Genomic DNA, 20,001 nt, shown 5'->3' with positions numbered 1-20,001 from the left:
TTTTTATTTCCTGAGTATGAGTTCCGAAAAGTAATATTGATTGTGCTGTAATGCTTGTTTTACTTCTACATGAAGAGGTTCCTTGAACAATGGACAGTCATACACCAAAGTATGAAATTCGCCATTTTCGCCACAAGCATCTACACCCAATGCTTCTAATTCATTGATCAAACTTGGAGTCAGGGTTTTTCCGATGAAAGATGGACCCATTACTTCATTACAACTTACGATCATGGTTTGAATACCACTAGCTAACATTTCTTCAACCAATGATCTTCTATCTTGCTGCCATAAGGGGAGAAGTGCAACGAGTCCGGCACCGGTACAAACTTTTTCCTCCCAATCTCGATGCGCTTGAAGGTCAATATCTCCAAATACAGCATGCGTCACGTGATAATTTGACTTGAGCTGTTTTAAAGCAGATGAAAAATGTTGCTCATACTCCTGCCAGCTACTACTGATCAGATGTATGGGTAACTGCGCAGCACTAGCTTGTGCTTGTAGAATAGATTCGGGTATACCATGACTTCTGGAAATTTTTCCATTTTCATTCATGACATTGAGGAGTACTTGAGGTGTATAGCCCAGTTCAATGGCTTTCATTAGCGCAAAACAACTATCCTTACCACCACTCCAGGAGCTTAAACAATGGTTCAATTTGAAGTCTTTTAAATACGATTTTTGATTTGAGGTTGATACATGACAGACACATCAATTATTTAAAACTTCTTTCTCGAAAACCTCATCCACTAAAAGATCAGTTCCATCTGCAGCAGTTGTGGCCAATTCATCACATCGATTGTTCCAAGGATTATTGGCATGTCCTTTTACCCACACAAACCGGATTTGAAAATGATTAGCGATTGCTTTATATCGCAGCCAAAGGTCTTTATTCTTTTTACCACCTTTGAAATCAGTCCGTATCCAATTGTCCAGCCATTTTTTCTCTACCGTATTTACGATATACTGACTGTCTGTATAGATCGTGACCGCAATATTTCTCTTGGTCAATGATTCCAAAGCAACGATCACCGCAAGTAATTCCATGCGGTTGTTGGTGGTATGACGATAACCGGCTGATAATTCCTTTCTTTTATCACCCCACATTAGCACAATACCATACCCGCCGGGGCCAGGGTTTCCCCTTGATGAGCCATCGGTATAAATGATCAGTTGATGTCCGCTGGATGTACTCATGCCAATTTGTATGCACCTTTCATATATAAAACAGCTTTACCGGCAATGGTTACTCTGTCACCATTGATACCACACCAAAGATCGCCACGTCGTTTGGATAATTGCTCGGCTTTCATACTTGTTTTATTCAATTCCTTTGCCCAATAGGGAATGAGAGTAGCATGAGCTGAGCCTGTAACAGGATCTTCTCCGATCACAGAATTCGGAACAAAGAAACGAGAGACAAAATCGGCATTGTTTCCTTTGGCCGTAATAATGATACCTAATGTTTCCACTTGGTTCAACTGAACAAAATCAGGAATTACTTTTTCGATCTCTTCTTGAGATTCATAGATCAAAAAATAATCTCGGGAACGTAATACTTGTTGTGGACGAATACTAAAACCTTCCAATAAGTGTGCTGGAATTTCACAAGGTTGAGGCATACGAGCCGGAAAATTCATTTCCATCAGATCGCCATTCTTCGTGACTGTCAGCAATCCACTTTTGCTGTGAAAACGAATGGTGTCTTGCGCATAGCCAAGTTCATTGAAAAGAACATATGCTGTAGCAAGGGTAGGGTGACCCGCAAGATCGATCTCTAGTTCCGGTGTAAACCATCGAATGTCATAGTCACCATCTTCTCGCTGAACAAAAAAAGCGGTCTCTGAAAGGTTATTCTCATTCGCTAATTGTTGCATGGTTTCGGTAGGTAACCATGCAGTAAGTGGACAAACAGCTGCGGGGTTACCTCCAAAAACGTGATCCGTAAATGCATCAACGGTATAAATAGGATAAGTCATATGAAATGATTGAACAGCAAAGTAAAATGATTCAGTCATATGATGACTTACCACTGACCATAATTTCAAAACAGATCAGACCTGAAACACACCAGTACGCAAAATATCGAGATCCGGGTTATGATTGGCGGCATGCAATCCTTCTGCGATCACTTTCCTTGTTTCAGTTGGATCAATGATTCCATCCACCCATAATCTGGCAGCTGCATAATAGGGAGTGGTTTGTCTTTCATATCGGCCTTTGATCTCTTTTAATAAAGCTTGTTCTTGTTCTTTATCGACTTCTTTTCCTTGGGCTTTCATTGATGCGACCTGAATTTGAGCCAATGTTTTTGCAGCCTGATCACCACCCATCACAGCAATTTTTGCTGATGGCCATGCATAAATAAATCGAGGATCATAGGCTTTGCCACACATAGCATAATTACCTGCACCATAGCTATTGCCAACAATGATCGTGATCTTTGGAACAATGGAGTTGGCAACCGCATTCACCAATTTCGCACCATCTTTGATGATACCGCTGTGCTCACTTCTGCTACCAACCATAAAGCCGGTCACATCCTGTAAAAAAACCAGCGGAATTTTTTTCTGGTTACAATTGAGAATAAATCTGGCAGCTTTATCAGCACTATCGTTATAGATCACACCACCGATCTGCATTTCACCTTTTTTATTCTTACAGATGAGACGCTGATTGGCTACAATTCCCACAGCCCATCCTTCAATACGGGCATAGCCACACAGAATGGTTTTTCCATAATCTTGTTTGAACTGATCGAACTCACTATTATCGACCATTCTTTCAATGATATCCAACATATCATATGGCTTTAGATTTCCTTCAGGAATAATACCATACAATTCTTTTGGATCTTTTTTAGGAGCTACGGGCTGGATCCTGTCGAAACCTGCATTTCCGGAGGCACCCAATTTGTTCATGATCTTTTTGATATGATCGAGACAATCCTGTTCCGTCTTAAACTTATAATCTGCAATACCGCTGATCTCTGTGTGTGTTACAGCGCCACCCAATGTTTCATTATCGATGTCTTCACCGATCGCTGCTTTCACCAGATAAGCACCTGCCAGAAAAATACTGCCATTTCCTTCTACCATTAATGTTTCATCACTCATGATCGGTAAATAAGCACCACCGGCCACACATGCACCCATCACAGCAGCGATCTGGGTAATACCCATGGCACTCATTCTTGCATTGTTTCTGAAGATGCGCCCAAAATGTTCTTTATCGGGAAATATCTCATCCTGCATAGGCAGAAAAACTCCTGCACTATCCACGAGATAGATAATTGGCAGTTTATTCTCCATCGCGATCTCCTGCATCCGTAAATTCTTTTTGCCGGTGATCGGAAACCAGGCACCCGCTTTTACAGTTTGATCATTGGCCACAATCACTGCTTGTCTACCACTTACATAACCAATTCCTGCTACTGTTCCGGCAGATGGACAACCTCCTTCAGCTTCATACATATCAAAACCTGCAAAGCCACCGATTTCTACAAAAGGCTTGTCCTTATCGCATAAATAATCGATACGCTCTCTGGCAGTGAGTTTATTTCGCTCTCTTTGTTTTTCGATCGATTTTTTTCCTCCCCCCAGTTTGATCTTTTCAAAATGCTGCTCAACCTGACTGAGCATGAGTTTCATCCAATCTTCATTACGGTTAAATGCCATATCTGTCATACGAACAATTGTTAGTTTTGCAAAGATAGGGGGCTATCCATCATTTACAGGATAAAATTGTGATGCTAAAGTTGTCATTTGATCAAATATCATTCAGTACTGGCATGCTTTCTTTTTTTACTTTACTTTTAAAGTATGTCTTATGATTACATTATCATCGGTGCCGGTTCAGCAGGTTGTGTGTTGGCCAATCGCTTATCAGAAGGCGGACATCATAAGATATTGTTATTAGAAGCAGGCGGACCTGATAAAAAGCCTGAGATACATATTCCCGGCGCATATACTAAATTGAACCGATCAGATGCCGACTGGGCATTTTGGACCACACCGCAAAAGCATATTGATCAACGACGTCTTTTTATACCCAGGGGAAAAACATTAGGAGGTAGTAGCGCTACCAATGCCATGGCCTATGTTCGGGGCAACAGAGCAGATTTTGATGAGTGGGCTTCGATGGGAAATCCGGGATGGAATTATGATGCTGTCTTACCCTATTTCAAAAAATCGGAGCACAATGAAAACTTTGGAGGTGATTATCATGGATGGGATGGGCCATTGAACATAACCCATTCCTTACAACCGCATCCACTTGGAGAAGTCTTTATTCAGGCTTGTGAAGAATCCGGTATTCAAAGAAATGATGATTATAATGGCGCACAACAGATCGGTGCTTCTTTACTTCAGTTCACTATCAAAAACAATCAACGTCACAGTACCGCAACTGCATTTCTAAAACCTGCGATGAAGAGAAAGAACCTTACGGTGAGAACACAATGTCAGGTAAAATCGATCTTGATTGAAAATGGTAGGGCTGTAGGTGTAGAAGTAATGATTGGTCAATCGGGTACCGAAAGGATCAATTGTTCAAAAGAAGTCATACTCTCAGCAGGTGCGATACAATCCCCGCATTTATTAATGTTATCCGGTATCGGTGATCCTATTGAATTGGGTAAACAAGGGATCAATGTGGTTCACGCTTTACCCGGAGTGGGTAAGAACCTACAAGACCATGTGTGGAGCGGCGTGTCGGTGAATAGTATCATTCCAACATCCAATGCATTGCTATCACCTTTGAATATGGGAAAGGCGCTTGTACAGCATCTTTTATTCAAGAAAGGCCCCTTGGGCAATAGTCCACTTGAAGCCAATGCATTTTATAGTACCCATGGCGGAGAAAGACCTGATATACAATTTCATTTTGCGCCCATCGGTATCGCAGACGATTATAGCACGGATATGTACAACCTCAAAACCTTTCCCAAAAAAAGTGGATTTGGAATCATGGCGATCCTCTTACACCCCGAAAGCAGGGGAGTAATCCGATTAAAAAATTCCAATCCGAAAGACGCACCGATCATTGATCATCGTGTATTGGATCATCCGAAGGATAGAGAACTTTTATTGATCGCCTTAAAAAAAGCCATTGCGATCGCGCAGACGCCATCAATGAATGCATATGCTGATGGTGATCTGGCACTACCCAAAAACTATCATGACGACAATGCATTACAACAACATATCAACAAAAGCCTTGAAACCCTTTACCATCCGGTAGGTACCTGTAAAATGGGTACTGATGAAGAATCTGTGGTCGATCATGAATTAAAAGTACATGGGATTCGTTCATTACGGGTTGTTGATGCATCCATCATGCCAACCATCGTCTCCGGTAATACAAATGCGGCAACAATTATGATCGCAGAAAAAGCAGCCGATCTCATTAAACAGCATCTATAAGCACTTACATTTGCGCTCGGACAGGAGATTATTGTGTTTTATTTACACATTAATCCCTATTTTAGTAATACCAAAAATGCTTGTAGTGGCTACGATGAAAAAAATGATTGCTCCAGCCAATGGGAATCCTGTGTCTTCACCCAATGCTGAAACCCCAACTATACCAAAGAAAGCAACACGTGGTAAGACATCCAAAAAGAAAGATACTTCGACGGCTGTAGCTGACAATAAAGGGAAAAGCAAAACTGTTACGAAAACGAAATCGAGTACTGCAGGCAAGAAAGTTACTTTCCAACTTAAATTTCATACCAGTTTCGGTCAGGATCTCTTCATACTTGGCAATCACCCTTTATTAGGAAATAATGATCCTGCCAAAGCAATACCGCTTCAATATTTCAATGAAGAATACTGGTTTATTACCATTGATTTTACCCCAAAAGATCTGAGTCAAGACAAGATTACCTATCACTACATATTACGCAACGCTGATGGAACTTCAAGCTATGATTGGGGTAATGATAAGGCTCTCGATTTAAATGCGATCAAAGCCAAAGAAATTCACGTGCTGGATGCATGGAATTTTGCAGGGTATTATGAGAACGCTTTTTATACAGAACCATTTACCAAAGTACTGCTGAATGCTGTTCATCCCAACACAGGTTCGAAAGTACCTAAAACCACTACCCATCTTCTAAAGATCAAAGCACCTTTACTTAAAAAAGGGGAGACGTTGTGTTTATTGGGCAGCAGTCAGCAGCTCGGTAATTGGGATACGACAGCCCCAATGTTGCTTACAAAGAATAGTAACGAAGATTTTTTTCAAATACAATTGGATCTTACCAAAGATTCTTTTCCCATTGCTTATAAATATGGGGTTTATGATACCGATCAACAACAATTCCTACGATATGAGGATGGCGATAATCGTGTGTTGTATGATGGTGTTGTAAAAGATAAGATCAGCATCATACACGACGGGTTTGCAGTACTACCCAATAACACATGGAAAGGAACCGGTGTTGCGATTCCGGTTTTTAGCCTGAGATCCGAACATGGATTGGGTGTCGGTGAATTCAATGACCTGAAACAAATGGTTGATTGGGCTGCGAAGACCGGATTGAAAATGATCCAGATACTTCCGATCAATGATACTACTGCTACACATAGTTGGACTGATTCTTATCCTTATGCAGCTATATCTGCATTTGCATTACATCCACTCTATCTTCATTTGGACACATTGATCAAAGATGATCGCAAACTGCAAAAACAAATAGCTGTTGAAAAAGCCAAACTGAATGCATTGGATACGGTGGATTATGAAGAAGTGATCCGTTTCAAAACAAAGATCATAGCGAAGATCTATGAAGAACAGGGAGCAGCTATTTTAGCAACTGCGGACTTCAAGCAATATTTCAACGACAATAAACATTGGCTACAATCATATGCGGTCTTCTGTTATTTGAGAGATCAATATGGCACTGTCGATTTCAATCAATGGCCTGCATTCAGACATTATGATGAGTCTGAGATTGAAAGACTGGCATCACCTGATTCTGCTGCGTATAAAGAGATCGCACTGCATTATTTTACGCAATACCATTTGCACCTGCAATTGAAAGAAGCCACGTCTTATGCGCATTCTAAAGGGATCATCGTAAAAGGGGATATTGCGATCGGGGTTTACAGACATGGTGCTGATGCATGGCAGCATCCTGAACTCTACCACATGGATGCACAAGCAGGAGCACCGCCGGATGATTTTGCGATCGCAGGCCAGAACTGGGGTTTCCCTACTTACAATTGGGAAAGAATGCAGGCTGATGGATTTGCCTGGTGGAAACAGCGTTTCGAGCAGATGAGTTATTACTTTGATGCTTTCCGGATAGACCATATCCTGGGCTTCTTTAGAATATGGAGTATCCCTATGCATGCGGTTGAAGGAATACTGGGACGTTTTGTTCCTGCCATTCCTGTTCACATCAATGAATTTCAATCGCGTGGAATCTCATTTGATCATCATCGATTCACTCAGCCATTTATCCATGAAAATGTTTTATGGGAGCTGTTTGGTTATGATAACGAATTGGTGAAAAAAGAATTCCTGAACTATGATGGTTTTGGTCAATACACTTTAAAGCCGGAGTTTGCAACACAACGTCAGGTTGAACAATATTTCAATACCCTTGAAAAGGATGAACAACATGATAAGGTAAAGAAAGGATTATACAACCTCATCAGTAATGTATTGTTGTTTGAAGACAAAGAAGGAGATCTGCAGCATTTCCATTTCAGATTCAATATGGAAAGCACTTCTTCTTTCCGTTATTTAGATCAGCACACACAACAGCAATTAAAAGACCTGTATGTAGATTATTTCTTCCGTCGTCAGGATGATTTCTGGATGAAAGAAGCCATGAAAAAATTACCGGCGCTGAAGCGGGTAACAAACATGCTGGTATGCGGAGAAGATCTGGGCTTAGTGCCGGCTTGCGTTCCGGATGTTATGAGACAGTTGGGACTTTTGAGTTTAGAAATTCAGCGGATGCCAAAAGATCCTAAGCGTACATTTTTCCATCCTTCAGATGCGCCATATTTGAGTGTGGTAACACCTTCTACGCATGATATGAGTACTATTCGTGGCTGGTGGGAAGAAGACAAAGATCGGATCCAGCAGTTTTACAATCATGAACTCGGACAAGCAGGTGAAGCACCATATTACTGCGAAGCATGGATCAACACAGCAATTGTCATACAACATTTGTATTCTCCTGCGATGTGGACTGTTTTCCAATTACAAGATATCATGGGCATGGATGCAGCACTTCGTAAACAAGACCCACATAGCGAACGCATCAATATTCCTGCAGATCCAAAACATTATTGGAGATATCGAATGCACATTACCTTGGAATCCTTGTTGCAACAAGATGATTTCAATCATACACTGCATCAGTACATTCAATTGAGTGGTAGGAGTTAATGGATTGCCACTGAAGTCACTGCTCACACTGAAATTTTCTGTGTTTGTCTGTGCTTTCAGTGGCAAATACAATCCTTAATTATCTTTGCCCCTCAAAATACATCTCTTGAAGCTCAGTTACAGACCCATCAATCTTCCTTTTGAATATCCATTCACCATTTCCAATGGTCGCACGAAAACACATCAGCCTTCGCTATTAGTGGCATTGGAATTAGGTCCCTTTATGGGTTTTGGTGAAGCTCCTGCGATTGCTTATTATGATGTAACGGTTGAATCCATGATCGCAGATCTGGAAAAGCATCGTCGTATGATCGAAAAATTTGCGTTAACGGAACCAGAGAGATATTGGCACTATTTGCATCATCTCATCCCTAATAATCCTTTTTTAGTATGTGCATTAGATATGGCTTGTTGGGATTTGTTTGGCAAAATGAAAGGTAAACCCCTGTATGAACTGATGCATACAGAGTGGAAGCAGCCCCCTGTTACTGATTACACGATTGGTATTGATACCATTGACAAGATGGTGGAAAAAATGAAAGCCAAACCTTGGCCTGTTTATAAGATCAAACTAGGCACGGCGAATGATATTTCGATCATCGCAACTTTGCGTCAACATACGGATGCTGTTTTCAGGATAGATGCCAATGCAGGTTGGACAACAGAAGAAGCCTTAGAAAAAATTCCACAGCTCGCAGAACTAGGAGTGGAGTTTATCGAACAACCACTTGCCAAAGATAACTGGGAAGGAATGAAGCTATTATACCAGCAGTCTTCCTTGCCATTGTTTGCTGATGAGAGTTGTGTATCGGAACATGATGTCAAGAAATGTGTCGGTCATTTCCATGGCATCAATATCAAACTCACAAAATGCAGTGGAATCACACCTGCCATAAGAATGATACAAGAAGCAAGAACATTAGGATTACAGGTGATGATGGGTAGCATGAATGAGTCAGAAGTTGGCTCTGCTGCGATCGCACATTTCCTTCCGCAATTGGATCATGTAGATATGGATGGCCCTCTACTATTATCAACATCCATCGCCACCGGTGTAACATATGATCATGGACAAGTTTCCGTTTCAGGTAAACCCGGTTTAGGTATACAGTTTCGTTGATCTTGTTCCCTCAACAAGATTTTCCTGAATTCACATTTCCCTAACAGAAAGCTTCTTTTTTGGCATCTGGTTTGGCTTTATATCCATATAAAACCGTGAACCATGAAAAGAAAAATTTTACCCATTCTAATTGTGTCATCCATTTTTTGGGTCGGCATAACACAAGCTCAGGTTAGATTGAATGTGAATGTGAATATAGGTCAGCGTCCGGCATGGGCCTTACCCGGCAACCATGTAGGAGATTATTATTATTTCCCAGAAATAGACATGTACTACAGCATTCCGGCAAGTCGATTTGTTTATTTTGAAAGAGGACAATGGATCTATGTTTCTGATCTCCCACGTGCTTATCGTCATTATGACTTACATCGTGGATACAAAGTGGTGATCAATGATCGAGATCCATTCAGACATCCACAAGTATACCGCGATCGTTATGCAAGACAGTACATGGCTTATCGTCCACCCGTCGTGTTCGTCGACAAACGCCGGGGTCATGACCGATGGGATCGCAGAGATCGTGACGATGATAGACGTGATAGAGATCGCCGCAGATGGTAATTCAAAAAAAGCAGGTATGATTACCTGCTTTTTTTACACGGTATTTGTTTAATCCTAATGAAGTACCGATTTTCGGGGTCTATGACACCTGAAAGAAGAGAAAAACTATTGCGTGTTTTACATCAGCGTCAATCTAATTTGGCCGTGGTAATGGAAAATGTGCAAGATCCTCACAACATATCTGCTGTAATGCGAACCTGTGATGCTGTGGGTATCCAGGATATATACATCCTTACCACTAAAATCCCCAGGCATGAAAAGTTTGGTCCGAAAAGTAGTAGTAGCGCTGCCAAATGGCTAACCATTCACCAGTTTGATGATGCCACTGCCTGTTTTGAAGCATTGCGTAAAAAATATGCACGCATTTTAACAACCCATTTATCCTCCGATGCAGTAAGTTTATATGACATCGACTTTACAGAAAGTGTAGCACTGGTATTTGGGAATGAGCATTCCGGTGTAAGTGAAGATATCAGGGCATTGGCGGATGGTAATTTCATCATCCCACAAATGGGTATTATTCAGAGTTTAAACATTTCGGTAGCCTGTGCTGTAAGTATTTATGAAGCGTATCGTCAAAAAAAGGCAGCAGGTCAATATGATCAGCCTTCTATGTCTGCCGAAAGACAAACTGAATTATTAAATGAATGGGGCTTCAAACAAGAAGACCCTTTGTAAAAGATCATTATGAAAAAAATTGTCTTGTTCCTGTTGGTGATAGTACTCGGAACGACCGTACACGCTCAGGAGATAAAAAAAGTAAAGATCAATGATCTTGTAAAAATGATCGACACCAGTTCGGTTCCTTTAGTGGTCAATTTTTGGGCCAGTTGGTGCGCGCCTTGTATCAAGGAAATACCCTGGTTTGAAAAATCTGTTGCAGCATTCAAAGATCAAAAAGTACAATTACTGTTGGTGAGTCTTGATTTCGCAGAGGATTATCCAAAAGGTATTGCAGCTTTTGCCAAAAAAAATAACTACCAATCCAAGATCGTATGGCTGGATGAAACCAATGCAGATGAATTCTGTCCCAAGATCGATGAAAAATGGGATGGTGCAATTCCGGTAACATTGATGGTCAACAATAAACGCCAATACCGTCAATTCTTTGCGCAACAATTACCCGAACAAAGATTGGTACAAGAATTACAAAAATTAATAGGGCAGTAGCACTCATCAATATTCGCCCTCAGCTTCCTCACGCAATTGTTTGTGAAGTTTTTCTGTCAGATAAATAGCGTATCCCAATGCTATCAGGCTACATGTTGCGAGTACAATACCGGTTGTACTACCATAATGAATCCCTTCTGCGATGGCATAGGTGATGGCCAATAACAACGTAATGATGATAAAAGGCTTCATAAAACAGGTTTTGGTTATTAAAATGATGCCCGTATTCATTATTTCCACAAAAAAGCCGCTTCTTTTTTAAAAGCGGCTTATATAACGATCATGGAAATGATCCAATTAACTTCTTTTAATGCTACAACCTACTGAGCGACTTTCTTTTACTGAAATAGATTTTCCAGTAGTAAGCTCACTGATCGCTTCTTTGGCATGAATACGTTTTACATTCCCTGCATCATTAGGATTATCATCGATTGCGCCTTTATACTGAAGTTTACCGGCACTATTGAATAGAAATAGTTCAGGTGTTCTGGTGGCACCAAAAGCATTGGCGATCTTTGAATCTGTATCAACTGTGTAATAAAAATCGTATCCCTGCTTTTTGGCATATTCCTTCATTGCATCATATGAATCATCTCCGCCACGGGTACCTTCATTAGCGTTCAATAGAATGATGCCAATATTATTTTGTTTGGCATAAGCAGCAATATCAAGTGTCCTTTGTTGGTTTTTAATCACGTACGGACAGGTATTGCATGAGAACATCACGAGAACACCATTGGCTTTCATGGCATCTGTAATAGAAACTTCTTTACCGGATACATCTTTCATCTTTACATCCTTCATTGGGAGATCAGCTCCAACAGGGAGTGATTGTGCTTGCATATTAAGTGCAGTGAACGCAAAAAACAGCGAATAAAGCAACGTTTTCATAATGATGGTTTTTATAGTGACAAATGATAGATATTACTTGTTCATGCAGGAACAAGTATTTTTCTTCAGTGCAATATCAGGAGGCGTTTTGGGCTTTCTCTTTCAGTTTCCGGGCTTCTGCTTCCTTAGTAAGATACGTGATACTTACATTTAACTCAAAGCCGATCAATAAAATTAACGAATTGATATAAATCAATAGCATCATGATCAGTACCGTTCCTATGGATCCGTAGATCCTGTTATAACTGGAATTTGCAAATAAACTGACCCAATAAGAAAAGACAAGGGTAGTAGCCAATGTGAGAAAAGTGGCCAATAAAGCCCCCGGTGAAGCTAGTTTCCAACGTTTTTGAACCGAAGGGGCGTATTTGTAGGTACAAGCGATTCCATAAAACACCAACCCTATAATCACCAACCATCTGGCGGCATTCCACACAGGAAGAAGGGTCTTTGATTTTATGTCAAACAAACTTTTCAGCAAACTAAATAATTGATCCTGACCAATTAATACCAAGGAGGATCCGATCACAAGTAAGATCAATATCGCTGTCAGTTGAATGGCTCTCCAACGCTGGTGAAAAATAAACCCTTTTTGTTCCTGAATCGATTTATCAAAAGTTCGGATTATACCGATCATCGCATTGGATGCATAAAAGATCAACAGTATAAAACCAAAGGAGAAAATACCCACATGTTTTTTAAGAAGATCATTGATGATCTGGCTCACAAAACGGTAAGTCTCTGAATTCGGTGTGATATCTTTAAATAGACTTAATATCTGCTTATCAACTTTAAATGATTTCGGGAAATAGGGGATGAGTGAAAATAAAAAGATCATAGCAGCAGGTAATGCCATGATCAGATTAAACGAAATGGCAGCAGCTCTTTCATTTAATCCCACCTTATTGATCTGTTTAAAGAAAAATAGAACTACATCATACAACGGCAATCCCTGAAATCCGGGAACAATAGTGGTCTTGCTTTTGCGGATCACAAAAGCAATAGGTTTCCAACTAATGATGATACGTTGTAGTTTGATCAAAACGGAATTACTTTTTATTGGCCATGTAAATGTCTAACTGCTTTTGATATTCTTTGGCATATTTATCATGCGTTTCATAATTATTACTGAAATGATGATATCCACTGAAATCACTCTTTGCCACAAAGAATAAATAATCAGTTACCGGAGCTTCTAGCACAATATCTATGGTTTTAGGTGAAGGCGTGCAAATGGGTCCGGGTGGTAATCCTTTCCTTCGGTAGGTATTGTATGGGGATGGATTAGATAAATATTTCTCATAAATACGCGTGATCGTAAAATCTTGCATAGCATATTTTATGGTAGGACAAGCTTGTAAGGGCATCCCTTTTTCTAAACGGTTTATATACACACTGGCGATCTTGTATTTATCTGAATCGAAATTGGTTTCTTCTTCTACGATCGATGCCAATGTGTAGGCTTCATTCTTTGATAATCCTTTGGAAGTGGCTTTGGCCAATCGATTGTTTTTTTGCCAAAATTGATCACTGTTGTCTTTTAGTTTTTTTAAGATCTTGATCAACGGAGTATTCCAATAGAATATGTAAGTGTTGGGTATGATCGTTGTAAATAGCTGTGTGGTATCCGTTCCCAATTGTTGCAAAGAGTCGTTCGATTGGAGGAATTGCATAACCGTTACTGAATCCGTGTTGAATTGTTTACTGATCAGTTTTGCGAGATCTGATTTGGTGCGGAGCTTATTGATCACCAGTTTTAATTCTGCTTGCTTTCCATTCCGTAACATGCGTGCAATGTCAAAAGCAGATTGCCCTTTTTTAACCTCGTATTTACCCGGCTTTACTTTCGGCCAAACTGCACTAACCGTACCTAACATTGATAATCCGATGGTCTGCGATACGATACCGTTTTCCTTGAGGGCTGCTAAGATCGAGGCCCTGTCTGTTTTTCCTTGCTCAACAATGAAGTATCGTTGTGCTTCTGAAAAAGCGGTATTGCTACCAAATATCAACCAGGCAGAGATACCTGAAATTATCAGTACGATCAGTAGAGCCCATCCAATACTTTTTTTCATACCAACAAATTAAACAAAAAACCCTGTCTGTAGAACAGGCAGGGTTTTAACAATCTAGTATTCAAATTATTTTTTTCCTGTATCAGGAGTTGCCGTTGTAGTATTGGCAGGTGTAGTAGGGGCTGGAGCAGGAGCACTGGTAGTTGTATTTACTTTTTGTAATACAGAGCTGTCTACACTTGCACCACCTTTTAGAAATAAACTGGATACCAAAGCCAATACCGCAATGATACCGGCAAATAGCCATGTACCTTTTTCGAGTACATCTGTGGTTTGTTTAACACCCATGAATTGATTACTCAAACCACCAACATTGGCAGAAAGACCGCCTCCTTTAGGGTTCTGAATCAGTACTACAAAACCAAGCGCTACACAAGCTAACACAATCAGAATCAGAAACAGAATGATCATTTTATATACCTTTTAATTGTTGAATCTTCGCCGCAAAATAAGCGGATTTTTCAGGATTTATGAAACTTAATTTGATATAAAGCTGAATGGCTTTATCCAATTGCCCTTGTTTTTCCAGAACCTCAGCCATGGTTTCAGTCACGACTTCCCTGGATTCATTGGAATTTTCAGCGATCAGGGCTACTGCCTGCTCCAGATCTGAGCCTGTTCCAAGGTCGGCAGGTTCATTGGGCACGTGTTTCATTTGTTTCAGCCAGTCTGTGAACTTACGGAGCTGGGAGGTCAATTTATCCTGCGGGATCTTAGAAAGATCGATTTTTATACCTTGAGAAGCAAAATAATCGATGGTATGCAGTCGCTCTGTTTCAATTTCTAATTGAGCCGCACTATCAACCGGCTTTTTGAAATCAGCCAGTTGTTCTGATAACAGATCGCTCAATTTCGTCTCAGGCAATGGCAACTCATCCATTGGTTCTTCATATTCTTCCTCGGTTTCATCTACCTCTGGTGGATTATCAGGAATCTTTCTAGGGTCGATCGACCGCATAATATCCCTCACATCATCCATGGTTGGGATATCGATAGTCTTGGATATGGATAGGGCAGGTTTATCGGCCACCGGAGTTTCCGGCATACCGACTTCATCCATAACAGTAGGTTCTTGTAATAAATAGGAAGTCCAAAGCGGGTTATCCGTGAAAAGAAACGATTTGCCTAAACTGGCCTCCAATTGTGTGGTCGCACCATCCGCTTTACACTTGGCATGATACAATAGCGTTGCGGGCGCAAAGTAAGGGTAGGTTTGAACCAATGACTCCAATTGATCGATAGGAACCGTTTGAAGGGTAGATTGTCCGGTCAGGTGTAATAAGGCTTTATCCCGTATGGATTTCATAGCGATAAATGTACAAATTGATTACCAGTCTGAGAAAATACGGTTAAATATCTCGTCTACCATATTTCTTACCACTTCATCCAATAACTGTGCTTCGGCAGTATTAAAAGCTAGATTGGCACTATAGTCAAAGCTTCGGCTCACTACAAATTCTTTGGTTTCATTTTCAATATTTTTTCTCAGCTTGATATTGATCGAAACAGTAAGACGGTTCGTACTTGCTTGCCTGCCGCTTACCCCAACAGTTTGTGTACCATCATAAGTTGAGATGTAGCCACTGATGACATAATCAGCATCATCATTCGATACACGCGTCAACTTGGTTTGGTTGGTGATCTTTTGCTGTAGCTTATCATTTAGCTTAGGACTCAACTGCGGGTTGATGTAACGGGCTTTGTTTTCAATGAAACCCAGTTTGATCGTTTTATATCGCGGATCGATCGTGGCATCATTAAAGCTATATTTTACTTTACATGCAGTAAATCCAATTAACATGATCATCCATAAAAGAATGCTATGCCGATAACTATATGTTTGAAATAATGATCTCATGTAATTAGATTATTCCTCAATATCGTATTCTTTCAATTTACGGTATAATGTTCTTTCACTAATACCCAGATCAAGTGATGCATCTCTTCTTTTCCCTTTGTGTTTTTTCAAAGCTTTTAGAATCAGTTCTTTCTCCTTATCCATGATATTCAATGATTCTTCAACTTCCTCATGGTGATGAATATCATCCTCATGCAAGATCACCGGCTGTGAACCTACATTACCGGGCAATACCGCTGTATGAGCAGCAGTCGAATTGCTTAGCACAGGGGAGATGTCACCATTCGTATGAAAATCCTGCATCAGTGAATCCCGGGTATAATTGGCTGCATTACCCGCTAATGAAGGGTTTTGCAGTATTTCTAAAAACATCTTTTTCAGCTCTGTCACATCCTTCTTCATGTCAAAGAAGAGCTTGTACAAAATTTCACGCTCATTCGCAAACTCTGATGAAGAGCCGCCTGCTTGTCCGGCTAGTACAGGCATTCTCATATGCTTACTTTGATCCGGTAGAAATTGCTGCAAGGTGACCGCTGAAATATTGTTGGTTTGACTCAACACAGATATCTGTTCTGCAATATTCTTCAATTCACGCACGTTACCTTGCCAAGGATGATTTATTAACAGGTTTTTAGCGTCATCATCGAGCTGTATCGGTTGTGTCTTGTATCGTTCGGCAAAATCAACCGCAAATTTTCGGAACAGCAGTAAAACATCTTCTTTACGATCTCGCAAAGCGGGAACACGGATCGGAACCGTACTCAAACGATAATACAGATCTTCACGGAACCTTCCTTTTTGGGTAAATTCCAATAACTCTCTGTTCGTAGCTGCGATCACACGTACATCTGTCTTTTGCACTTTAGAAGAACCCACACGGATGAATTCTCCTGTTTCCAATACACGTAAGAGTCTGGCTTGTGTACCCAATGGCATTTCACCGATCTCATCTAAAAAGATGGTACCGCCACTTACCGTTTCGAAATAACCCTTTCTGCTATCAACAGCCCCTGTGAATGCGCCTTTTTCATGTCCGAATAATTCTGAATCAATCGTTCCTTCCGGAATAGCACCACAGTTCACGGCAATGAATGGATTATGCTTTCGTGATGATAAAGAATGAATGATCTGAGAAAATACTTCCTTACCCACACCACTTTCTCCTACAATCAATACGGTCAGATCGGTAGCAGCTACCTGTACAGCTGTATTGAGTGCATGATTCAACGAAGGTGAATTACCTATTATGCCAAACCTGTTTTTTATACTTTGAAGATCCATAGCTTTAATTTGCTGATCCCTAATGTCAGATGCCTGATACATAGAGATCCGTTTTATTCATTGACCACTTGTTTGAACTTCCTGCATTCAGGATTCAATATTCATCATTGATGATTACAGTTCTCTTTCTCCACGCAGTGTTGTCTTGGTACAGTCGGTTACTTTCACCATTACATAAGTACCTTTCAGATCTTCATTCAGATCTTTCTTTGGGAAAACAATGACCTTATTCTGGCTGTTTCTTCCCATCCAATCAGATTCACTTTTACGGCTATTACCTTCGACCAATACTTTAAAGGTTTTACCCAGATCTTTTAAGTTGCTCTGACGAGATAATTCACCTTGAAGATCTACGATCTCCTGCAACCTTCTTTTCTTCACTTCTTCAGGAATGTCATCTTCATATCTTCTGGCTGCCAATGTTCCGGGTCTTTCACTGTAGAAGAACATATAGCTCATATCATAGCCACTGTACTGCATGATACTGAGTGTTTCCTGATGATCTTCCTCCGTTTCCGTACAAAAACCTGCGATGATATCAGAACTAATGCCGCAGTCGGGTAGTAGTTCTCTGATACGATCTACTTTGGCCATATACCATTCACGGGTATAAGTTCTGTTCATCAATTGTAGGATTCTGGAACTTCCACTCTGTACCGGTAAGTGTATGTACTTACAGATATTCTCATATTTAGCCATGGTGAACAATACCTCATCCGTAATGTCTTTTGGATGTGAGGTACTGAATCGAACCCTGAGATCCGGACTGATCAATGCCACTTTCTCAAGAAGAGCTGCAAATGTTACGGTTTCATCTTTTTGCTCATCGATCCAATAGTAACTGTCCACGTTTTGTCCCAATAAGGTTACTTCTTTGTAACCCTTATCACATAATGCTTGTACTTCTTGAATGATCGAATGCGCATCACGACTTCTTTCTCGTCCTCTTGTAAATGGTACAACACAGAAGCTGCACATATTATTACAGCCACGCATAATCGATACAAAAGCACTGATTCCATTGCTATCTAAACGAATGGGAGCGATGTCACCATAAGTTTCATCGCGGCTCAACAAAACATTCACGGCTTTCTGTCCGGATTCCGCTTCTTCGATCAGTGCCGGTAAACTTCTGTACGCATCAGGACCAACCACCAGGTCCACCAGTTTTTCTTGCTCGAGTAACTGGGCTTTTAATCGCTCAGCCATACAACCCAGCATGCCAATCAGCATTCCCGGTGTACGTTCTTTGATCTTGCGAAACTCTGTTAATCTTTTACGGACCGTTTGTTCTGCTTTTTCACGAATGGAGCAGGTATTCAATAAAATCAGATTGGCTTCTTCAAGATTTCGGGTCGCACCAAAACCGGCACCATTTAAGATCGAGGCCACCACCTCACTATCTGCAAAATTCATTGCACAGCCATAACTCTCAATATAAAAATGCTTTTTATACTGATTTGGATCATTAGCGAATGGCTGAAATGCTTCTCCCTGACGGGCTTCATCATGCACTTTATCTGTAGTAAGCATTGTATTCATACCTTCTTTTAGAATCGTTTAGATGCAAAATTAACAAAATTGTCTTGTTTTTGTGTCAGTTTGACAGGTTTTCAACGCTGAAAATTCTGTTAATCAATTAGTTTTGCAACGCAAATCCCCCGGCCACATGAAGAAAACTATGCTATGGATGCTGATGCTGTGTTTTTCATCAGCAGTTTTTTCTCAGGATATTGTAGTGAATAAACTTCGAAGTGAAACTTCCCGAACCATCAAAAAAGACGCGGATACCAGTACATGGGTATGGAAAAAAGGTGGTTTATTGAGTGCAAATCTTGCACAAGGCTCCCTGAGTAATTGGGCTGCAGGGGGTGATAATTTTTCACTCGCAGTAAGCTCATACTTCAATTTTTTCTATTTCTATCGTAAGAACCGCCACAGCTGGGATAACAACTTTGATATGAACCTCGGCTACGTGCAGACCACCAGCCTAGGAGGAAGAAAGAACGATGACCGTTTTGATTTTCTGAGTAAGTATGGTTATAAAATGGATAGTACCGGAAAAGTATTTTTATCCAGTCTTTTTAACTTTCGTTCCCAATGGTTTGATGGTTATACCTTTTCAGGAGGTGTGCCAAGTTTTTCATCATCATTCTTATCACCGGCATACATAATTCTTTCAGTCGGATTTGATTACAAACCTTCTGATAAGCTTTCAGTGTTTGTGTCGCCACTTACATCCAGGTGGACTGTTGTGGCGAATAACAAACTATCTACATTAGGTAAGTATGGTGTACCTGCAGGCAAAACATCGATCAATGAAATAGGAACTTTCGCTACCGTTAACTACAATAATACGATTGCGAAAAATGTGACTTACAAAGGAAGGTTAGACATGTTCTCTAACTATAACAACCAAGCACAGAATATCGACTTCTTCATGACCAATTTATTCTCTTTCAAGATCAATAAATTTTTCTCGGCAACATATAGTCTTGATCTGATCTATGATGACGATGTTCGTTTATTCGGTCCTAATAAAACATCACCCGGACTACAAACCAAAAGCCTGATTGGTATTGGATTCTTACGCCCTTTGAATGTGAAGAAAGGATAGTGAATGAGAAATGTGAGATGTC

General features: G+C 40.5%; 20 protein-coding genes. 7 read left to right on the top strand and 13 right to left on the bottom strand.

From position 1 onward, the window contains the following. Window positions 1-3 precede the first annotated feature (3 nt). The 4 genes from ABXG83_RS02970 to ABXG83_RS02955 form a co-directional block, all read right to left on the bottom strand. The gene (locus tag ABXG83_RS02970) at window positions 4-657 is read right to left on the bottom strand and encodes a diphthine--ammonia ligase (protein ID WP_353550004.1); all 654 of its coding nucleotides are present in this window, start codon (window positions 655-657) and stop codon (window positions 4-6) included. A 54-nt stretch (window positions 658-711) separates the two neighbouring features. After that, window positions 712-1,197 (bottom strand): ribonuclease HI, encoded by a 486-nt coding sequence (gene rnhA, locus ABXG83_RS02965; protein ID WP_353550003.1) that lies wholly within the window; start codon window positions 1,195-1,197, stop codon window positions 712-714. Next, complete coding sequence (locus tag ABXG83_RS02960; RefSeq protein WP_353550002.1) at window positions 1,194-1,979, bottom strand: PhzF family phenazine biosynthesis protein; 786 nt, start codon at window positions 1,977-1,979, stop codon at window positions 1,194-1,196. The genes rnhA and ABXG83_RS02960 overlap by 4 nt, the downstream gene beginning before the upstream one ends. Before the next feature lie 75 nt (window positions 1,980-2,054). Beyond that, entirely contained in the window at window positions 2,055-3,686 is a 1,632-nt protein-coding gene (locus ABXG83_RS02955) for a carboxyl transferase domain-containing protein (protein WP_353550001.1), read from the bottom strand. A 135-nt stretch (window positions 3,687-3,821) separates the two neighbouring features. On the opposite strand from ABXG83_RS02955, the gene ABXG83_RS02950 reads away from it, so the two are divergent. The 6 genes from ABXG83_RS02950 (at window position 3,822) to ABXG83_RS02925 (ending at window position 11,257) form a co-directional block, all read left to right on the top strand. Next, window positions 3,822-5,423 (top strand): GMC family oxidoreductase N-terminal domain-containing protein, encoded by a 1,602-nt coding sequence (locus tag ABXG83_RS02950; RefSeq protein WP_353550000.1) that lies wholly within the window; start codon window positions 3,822-3,824, stop codon window positions 5,421-5,423. Window positions 5,424-5,517: 94 nt separating this feature from the next. Next, the gene (locus tag ABXG83_RS02945; protein ID WP_353550753.1) at window positions 5,518-8,406 is read left to right on the top strand and encodes a 4-alpha-glucanotransferase; all 2,889 of its coding nucleotides are present in this window, start codon (window positions 5,518-5,520) and stop codon (window positions 8,404-8,406) included. A gap of 106 nt (window positions 8,407-8,512) precedes the next feature. Continuing rightward, the gene (locus ABXG83_RS02940; protein ID WP_353549999.1) at window positions 8,513-9,526 is read left to right on the top strand and encodes a dipeptide epimerase; all 1,014 of its coding nucleotides are present in this window, start codon (window positions 8,513-8,515) and stop codon (window positions 9,524-9,526) included. A gap of 102 nt (window positions 9,527-9,628) precedes the next feature. Further along, a complete protein-coding gene (locus ABXG83_RS02935; RefSeq protein ID WP_353549998.1) occupies window positions 9,629-10,087 on the top strand; it encodes a hypothetical protein in 459 nt (152 codons plus the stop codon). A 57-nt stretch (window positions 10,088-10,144) separates the two neighbouring features. Next, entirely contained in the window at window positions 10,145-10,765 is a 621-nt protein-coding gene (locus ABXG83_RS02930) for an RNA methyltransferase (protein ID WP_353549997.1), read from the top strand. Between the two features lie 9 nt (window positions 10,766-10,774). Next, window positions 10,775-11,257, top strand: coding sequence for a TlpA disulfide reductase family protein (locus ABXG83_RS02925; protein ID WP_353549996.1), 483 nt, complete (start codon window positions 10,775-10,777; stop codon window positions 11,255-11,257). Window positions 11,258-11,263: 6 nt separating this feature from the next. Here the strand turns inward: ABXG83_RS02925 and ABXG83_RS02920 are convergent, their stop codons facing one another. From ABXG83_RS02920 to miaB, 9 genes are all read right to left on the bottom strand, one after another. Further along, on the bottom strand, window positions 11,264-11,449 hold the full coding sequence (locus tag ABXG83_RS02920; protein ID WP_353549995.1) for a hypothetical protein: 186 nt from the start codon (window positions 11,447-11,449) through the stop codon (window positions 11,264-11,266). 105 nt (window positions 11,450-11,554) lie between these two features. Then, window positions 11,555-12,148 carry a redoxin family protein gene (locus ABXG83_RS02915; RefSeq protein WP_353549994.1) on the bottom strand — a complete coding sequence of 198 codons (594 nt, stop codon included), beginning with the start codon at window positions 12,146-12,148 and terminating at the stop codon, window positions 11,555-11,557. A gap of 76 nt (window positions 12,149-12,224) precedes the next feature. Next, window positions 12,225-13,190 (bottom strand): YihY/virulence factor BrkB family protein, encoded by a 966-nt coding sequence (locus tag ABXG83_RS02910; protein WP_353549993.1) that lies wholly within the window; start codon window positions 13,188-13,190, stop codon window positions 12,225-12,227. A 7-nt stretch (window positions 13,191-13,197) separates the two neighbouring features. Further along, entirely contained in the window at window positions 13,198-14,223 is a 1,026-nt protein-coding gene (gene mltG / locus ABXG83_RS02905) for an endolytic transglycosylase MltG (protein WP_353549992.1), read from the bottom strand. 66 nt (window positions 14,224-14,289) lie between these two features. Then, a complete protein-coding gene (gene secG, locus ABXG83_RS02900) occupies window positions 14,290-14,634 on the bottom strand; it encodes a preprotein translocase subunit SecG (RefSeq protein ID WP_353549991.1) in 345 nt (114 codons plus the stop codon). Between the two features lies 1 nt (window position 14,635). Next, on the bottom strand, window positions 14,636-15,529 hold the full coding sequence (locus tag ABXG83_RS02895) for a hypothetical protein (protein WP_353549990.1): 894 nt from the start codon (window positions 15,527-15,529) through the stop codon (window positions 14,636-14,638). A 21-nt stretch (window positions 15,530-15,550) separates the two neighbouring features. Continuing rightward, a complete protein-coding gene (gene lptE / locus ABXG83_RS02890) occupies window positions 15,551-16,081 on the bottom strand; it encodes an LPS assembly lipoprotein LptE (protein ID WP_353549989.1) in 531 nt (176 codons plus the stop codon). Window positions 16,082-16,090: 9 nt separating this feature from the next. Continuing rightward, entirely contained in the window at window positions 16,091-17,362 is a 1,272-nt protein-coding gene (locus ABXG83_RS02885; protein ID WP_353549988.1) for a sigma-54 dependent transcriptional regulator, read from the bottom strand. A gap of 114 nt (window positions 17,363-17,476) precedes the next feature. Further along, window positions 17,477-18,904 carry a tRNA (N6-isopentenyl adenosine(37)-C2)-methylthiotransferase MiaB gene (gene miaB / locus ABXG83_RS02880; protein WP_353549987.1) on the bottom strand — a complete coding sequence of 476 codons (1,428 nt, stop codon included), beginning with the start codon at window positions 18,902-18,904 and terminating at the stop codon, window positions 17,477-17,479. A gap of 127 nt (window positions 18,905-19,031) precedes the next feature. Here miaB and ABXG83_RS02875 point away from each other — a divergent pair, with 127 nt between their 5' ends. Beyond that, window positions 19,032-19,979 carry a DUF3078 domain-containing protein gene (locus tag ABXG83_RS02875; protein ID WP_353549986.1) on the top strand — a complete coding sequence of 316 codons (948 nt, stop codon included), beginning with the start codon at window positions 19,032-19,034 and terminating at the stop codon, window positions 19,977-19,979. The last annotated feature ends 22 nt before the right edge of the window (window positions 19,980-20,001 follow it).

This window comes from Sediminibacterium sp. KACHI17, from assembly GCF_040362915.1.
Taxonomy (GTDB): domain Bacteria; phylum Bacteroidota; class Bacteroidia; order Chitinophagales; family Chitinophagaceae; genus Sediminibacterium.
This window is presented reverse-complemented; position numbering and strand designations above follow the sequence as displayed.

Coding starts and splice junctions, on each gene's coding strand:
- rnhA (WP_353550003.1), bottom strand. CDS start 1,197: ATGAGTACATCCAGCGGACATCAACTGATCATTTATACCGATGGCTCA.
- ABXG83_RS02960 (WP_353550002.1), bottom strand. CDS start 1,979: ATGACTTATCCTATTTATACCGTTGATGCATTTACGGATCACGTTTTT.
- ABXG83_RS02955 (WP_353550001.1), bottom strand. CDS start 3,686: ATGACAGATATGGCATTTAACCGTAATGAAGATTGGATGAAACTCATG.
- ABXG83_RS02950 (WP_353550000.1), top strand. CDS start 3,822: ATGTCTTATGATTACATTATCATCGGTGCCGGTTCAGCAGGTTGTGTG.
- ABXG83_RS02945 (WP_353550753.1), top strand. CDS start 5,518: ATGAAAAAAATGATTGCTCCAGCCAATGGGAATCCTGTGTCTTCACCC.
- ABXG83_RS02935 (WP_353549998.1), top strand. CDS start 9,629: ATGAAAAGAAAAATTTTACCCATTCTAATTGTGTCATCCATTTTTTGG.
- ABXG83_RS02930 (WP_353549997.1), top strand. CDS start 10,145: ATGAAGTACCGATTTTCGGGGTCTATGACACCTGAAAGAAGAGAAAAA.
- ABXG83_RS02925 (WP_353549996.1), top strand. CDS start 10,775: ATGAAAAAAATTGTCTTGTTCCTGTTGGTGATAGTACTCGGAACGACC.
- ABXG83_RS02920 (WP_353549995.1), bottom strand. CDS start 11,449: ATGAAGCCTTTTATCATCATTACGTTGTTATTGGCCATCACCTATGCC.
- ABXG83_RS02915 (WP_353549994.1), bottom strand. CDS start 12,148: ATGAAAACGTTGCTTTATTCGCTGTTTTTTGCGTTCACTGCACTTAAT.
- mltG (WP_353549992.1), bottom strand. CDS start 14,223: ATGAAAAAAAGTATTGGATGGGCTCTACTGATCGTACTGATAATTTCA.
- secG (WP_353549991.1), bottom strand. CDS start 14,634: ATGATCATTCTGTTTCTGATTCTGATTGTGTTAGCTTGTGTAGCGCTT.
- ABXG83_RS02895 (WP_353549990.1), bottom strand. CDS start 15,529: ATGAAATCCATACGGGATAAAGCCTTATTACACCTGACCGGACAATCT.
- lptE (WP_353549989.1), bottom strand. CDS start 16,081: ATGAGATCATTATTTCAAACATATAGTTATCGGCATAGCATTCTTTTA.
- ABXG83_RS02885 (WP_353549988.1), bottom strand. CDS start 17,362: ATGGATCTTCAAAGTATAAAAAACAGGTTTGGCATAATAGGTAATTCA.
- miaB (WP_353549987.1), bottom strand. CDS start 18,904: ATGAATACAATGCTTACTACAGATAAAGTGCATGATGAAGCCCGTCAG.
- ABXG83_RS02875 (WP_353549986.1), top strand. CDS start 19,032: ATGAAGAAAACTATGCTATGGATGCTGATGCTGTGTTTTTCATCAGCA.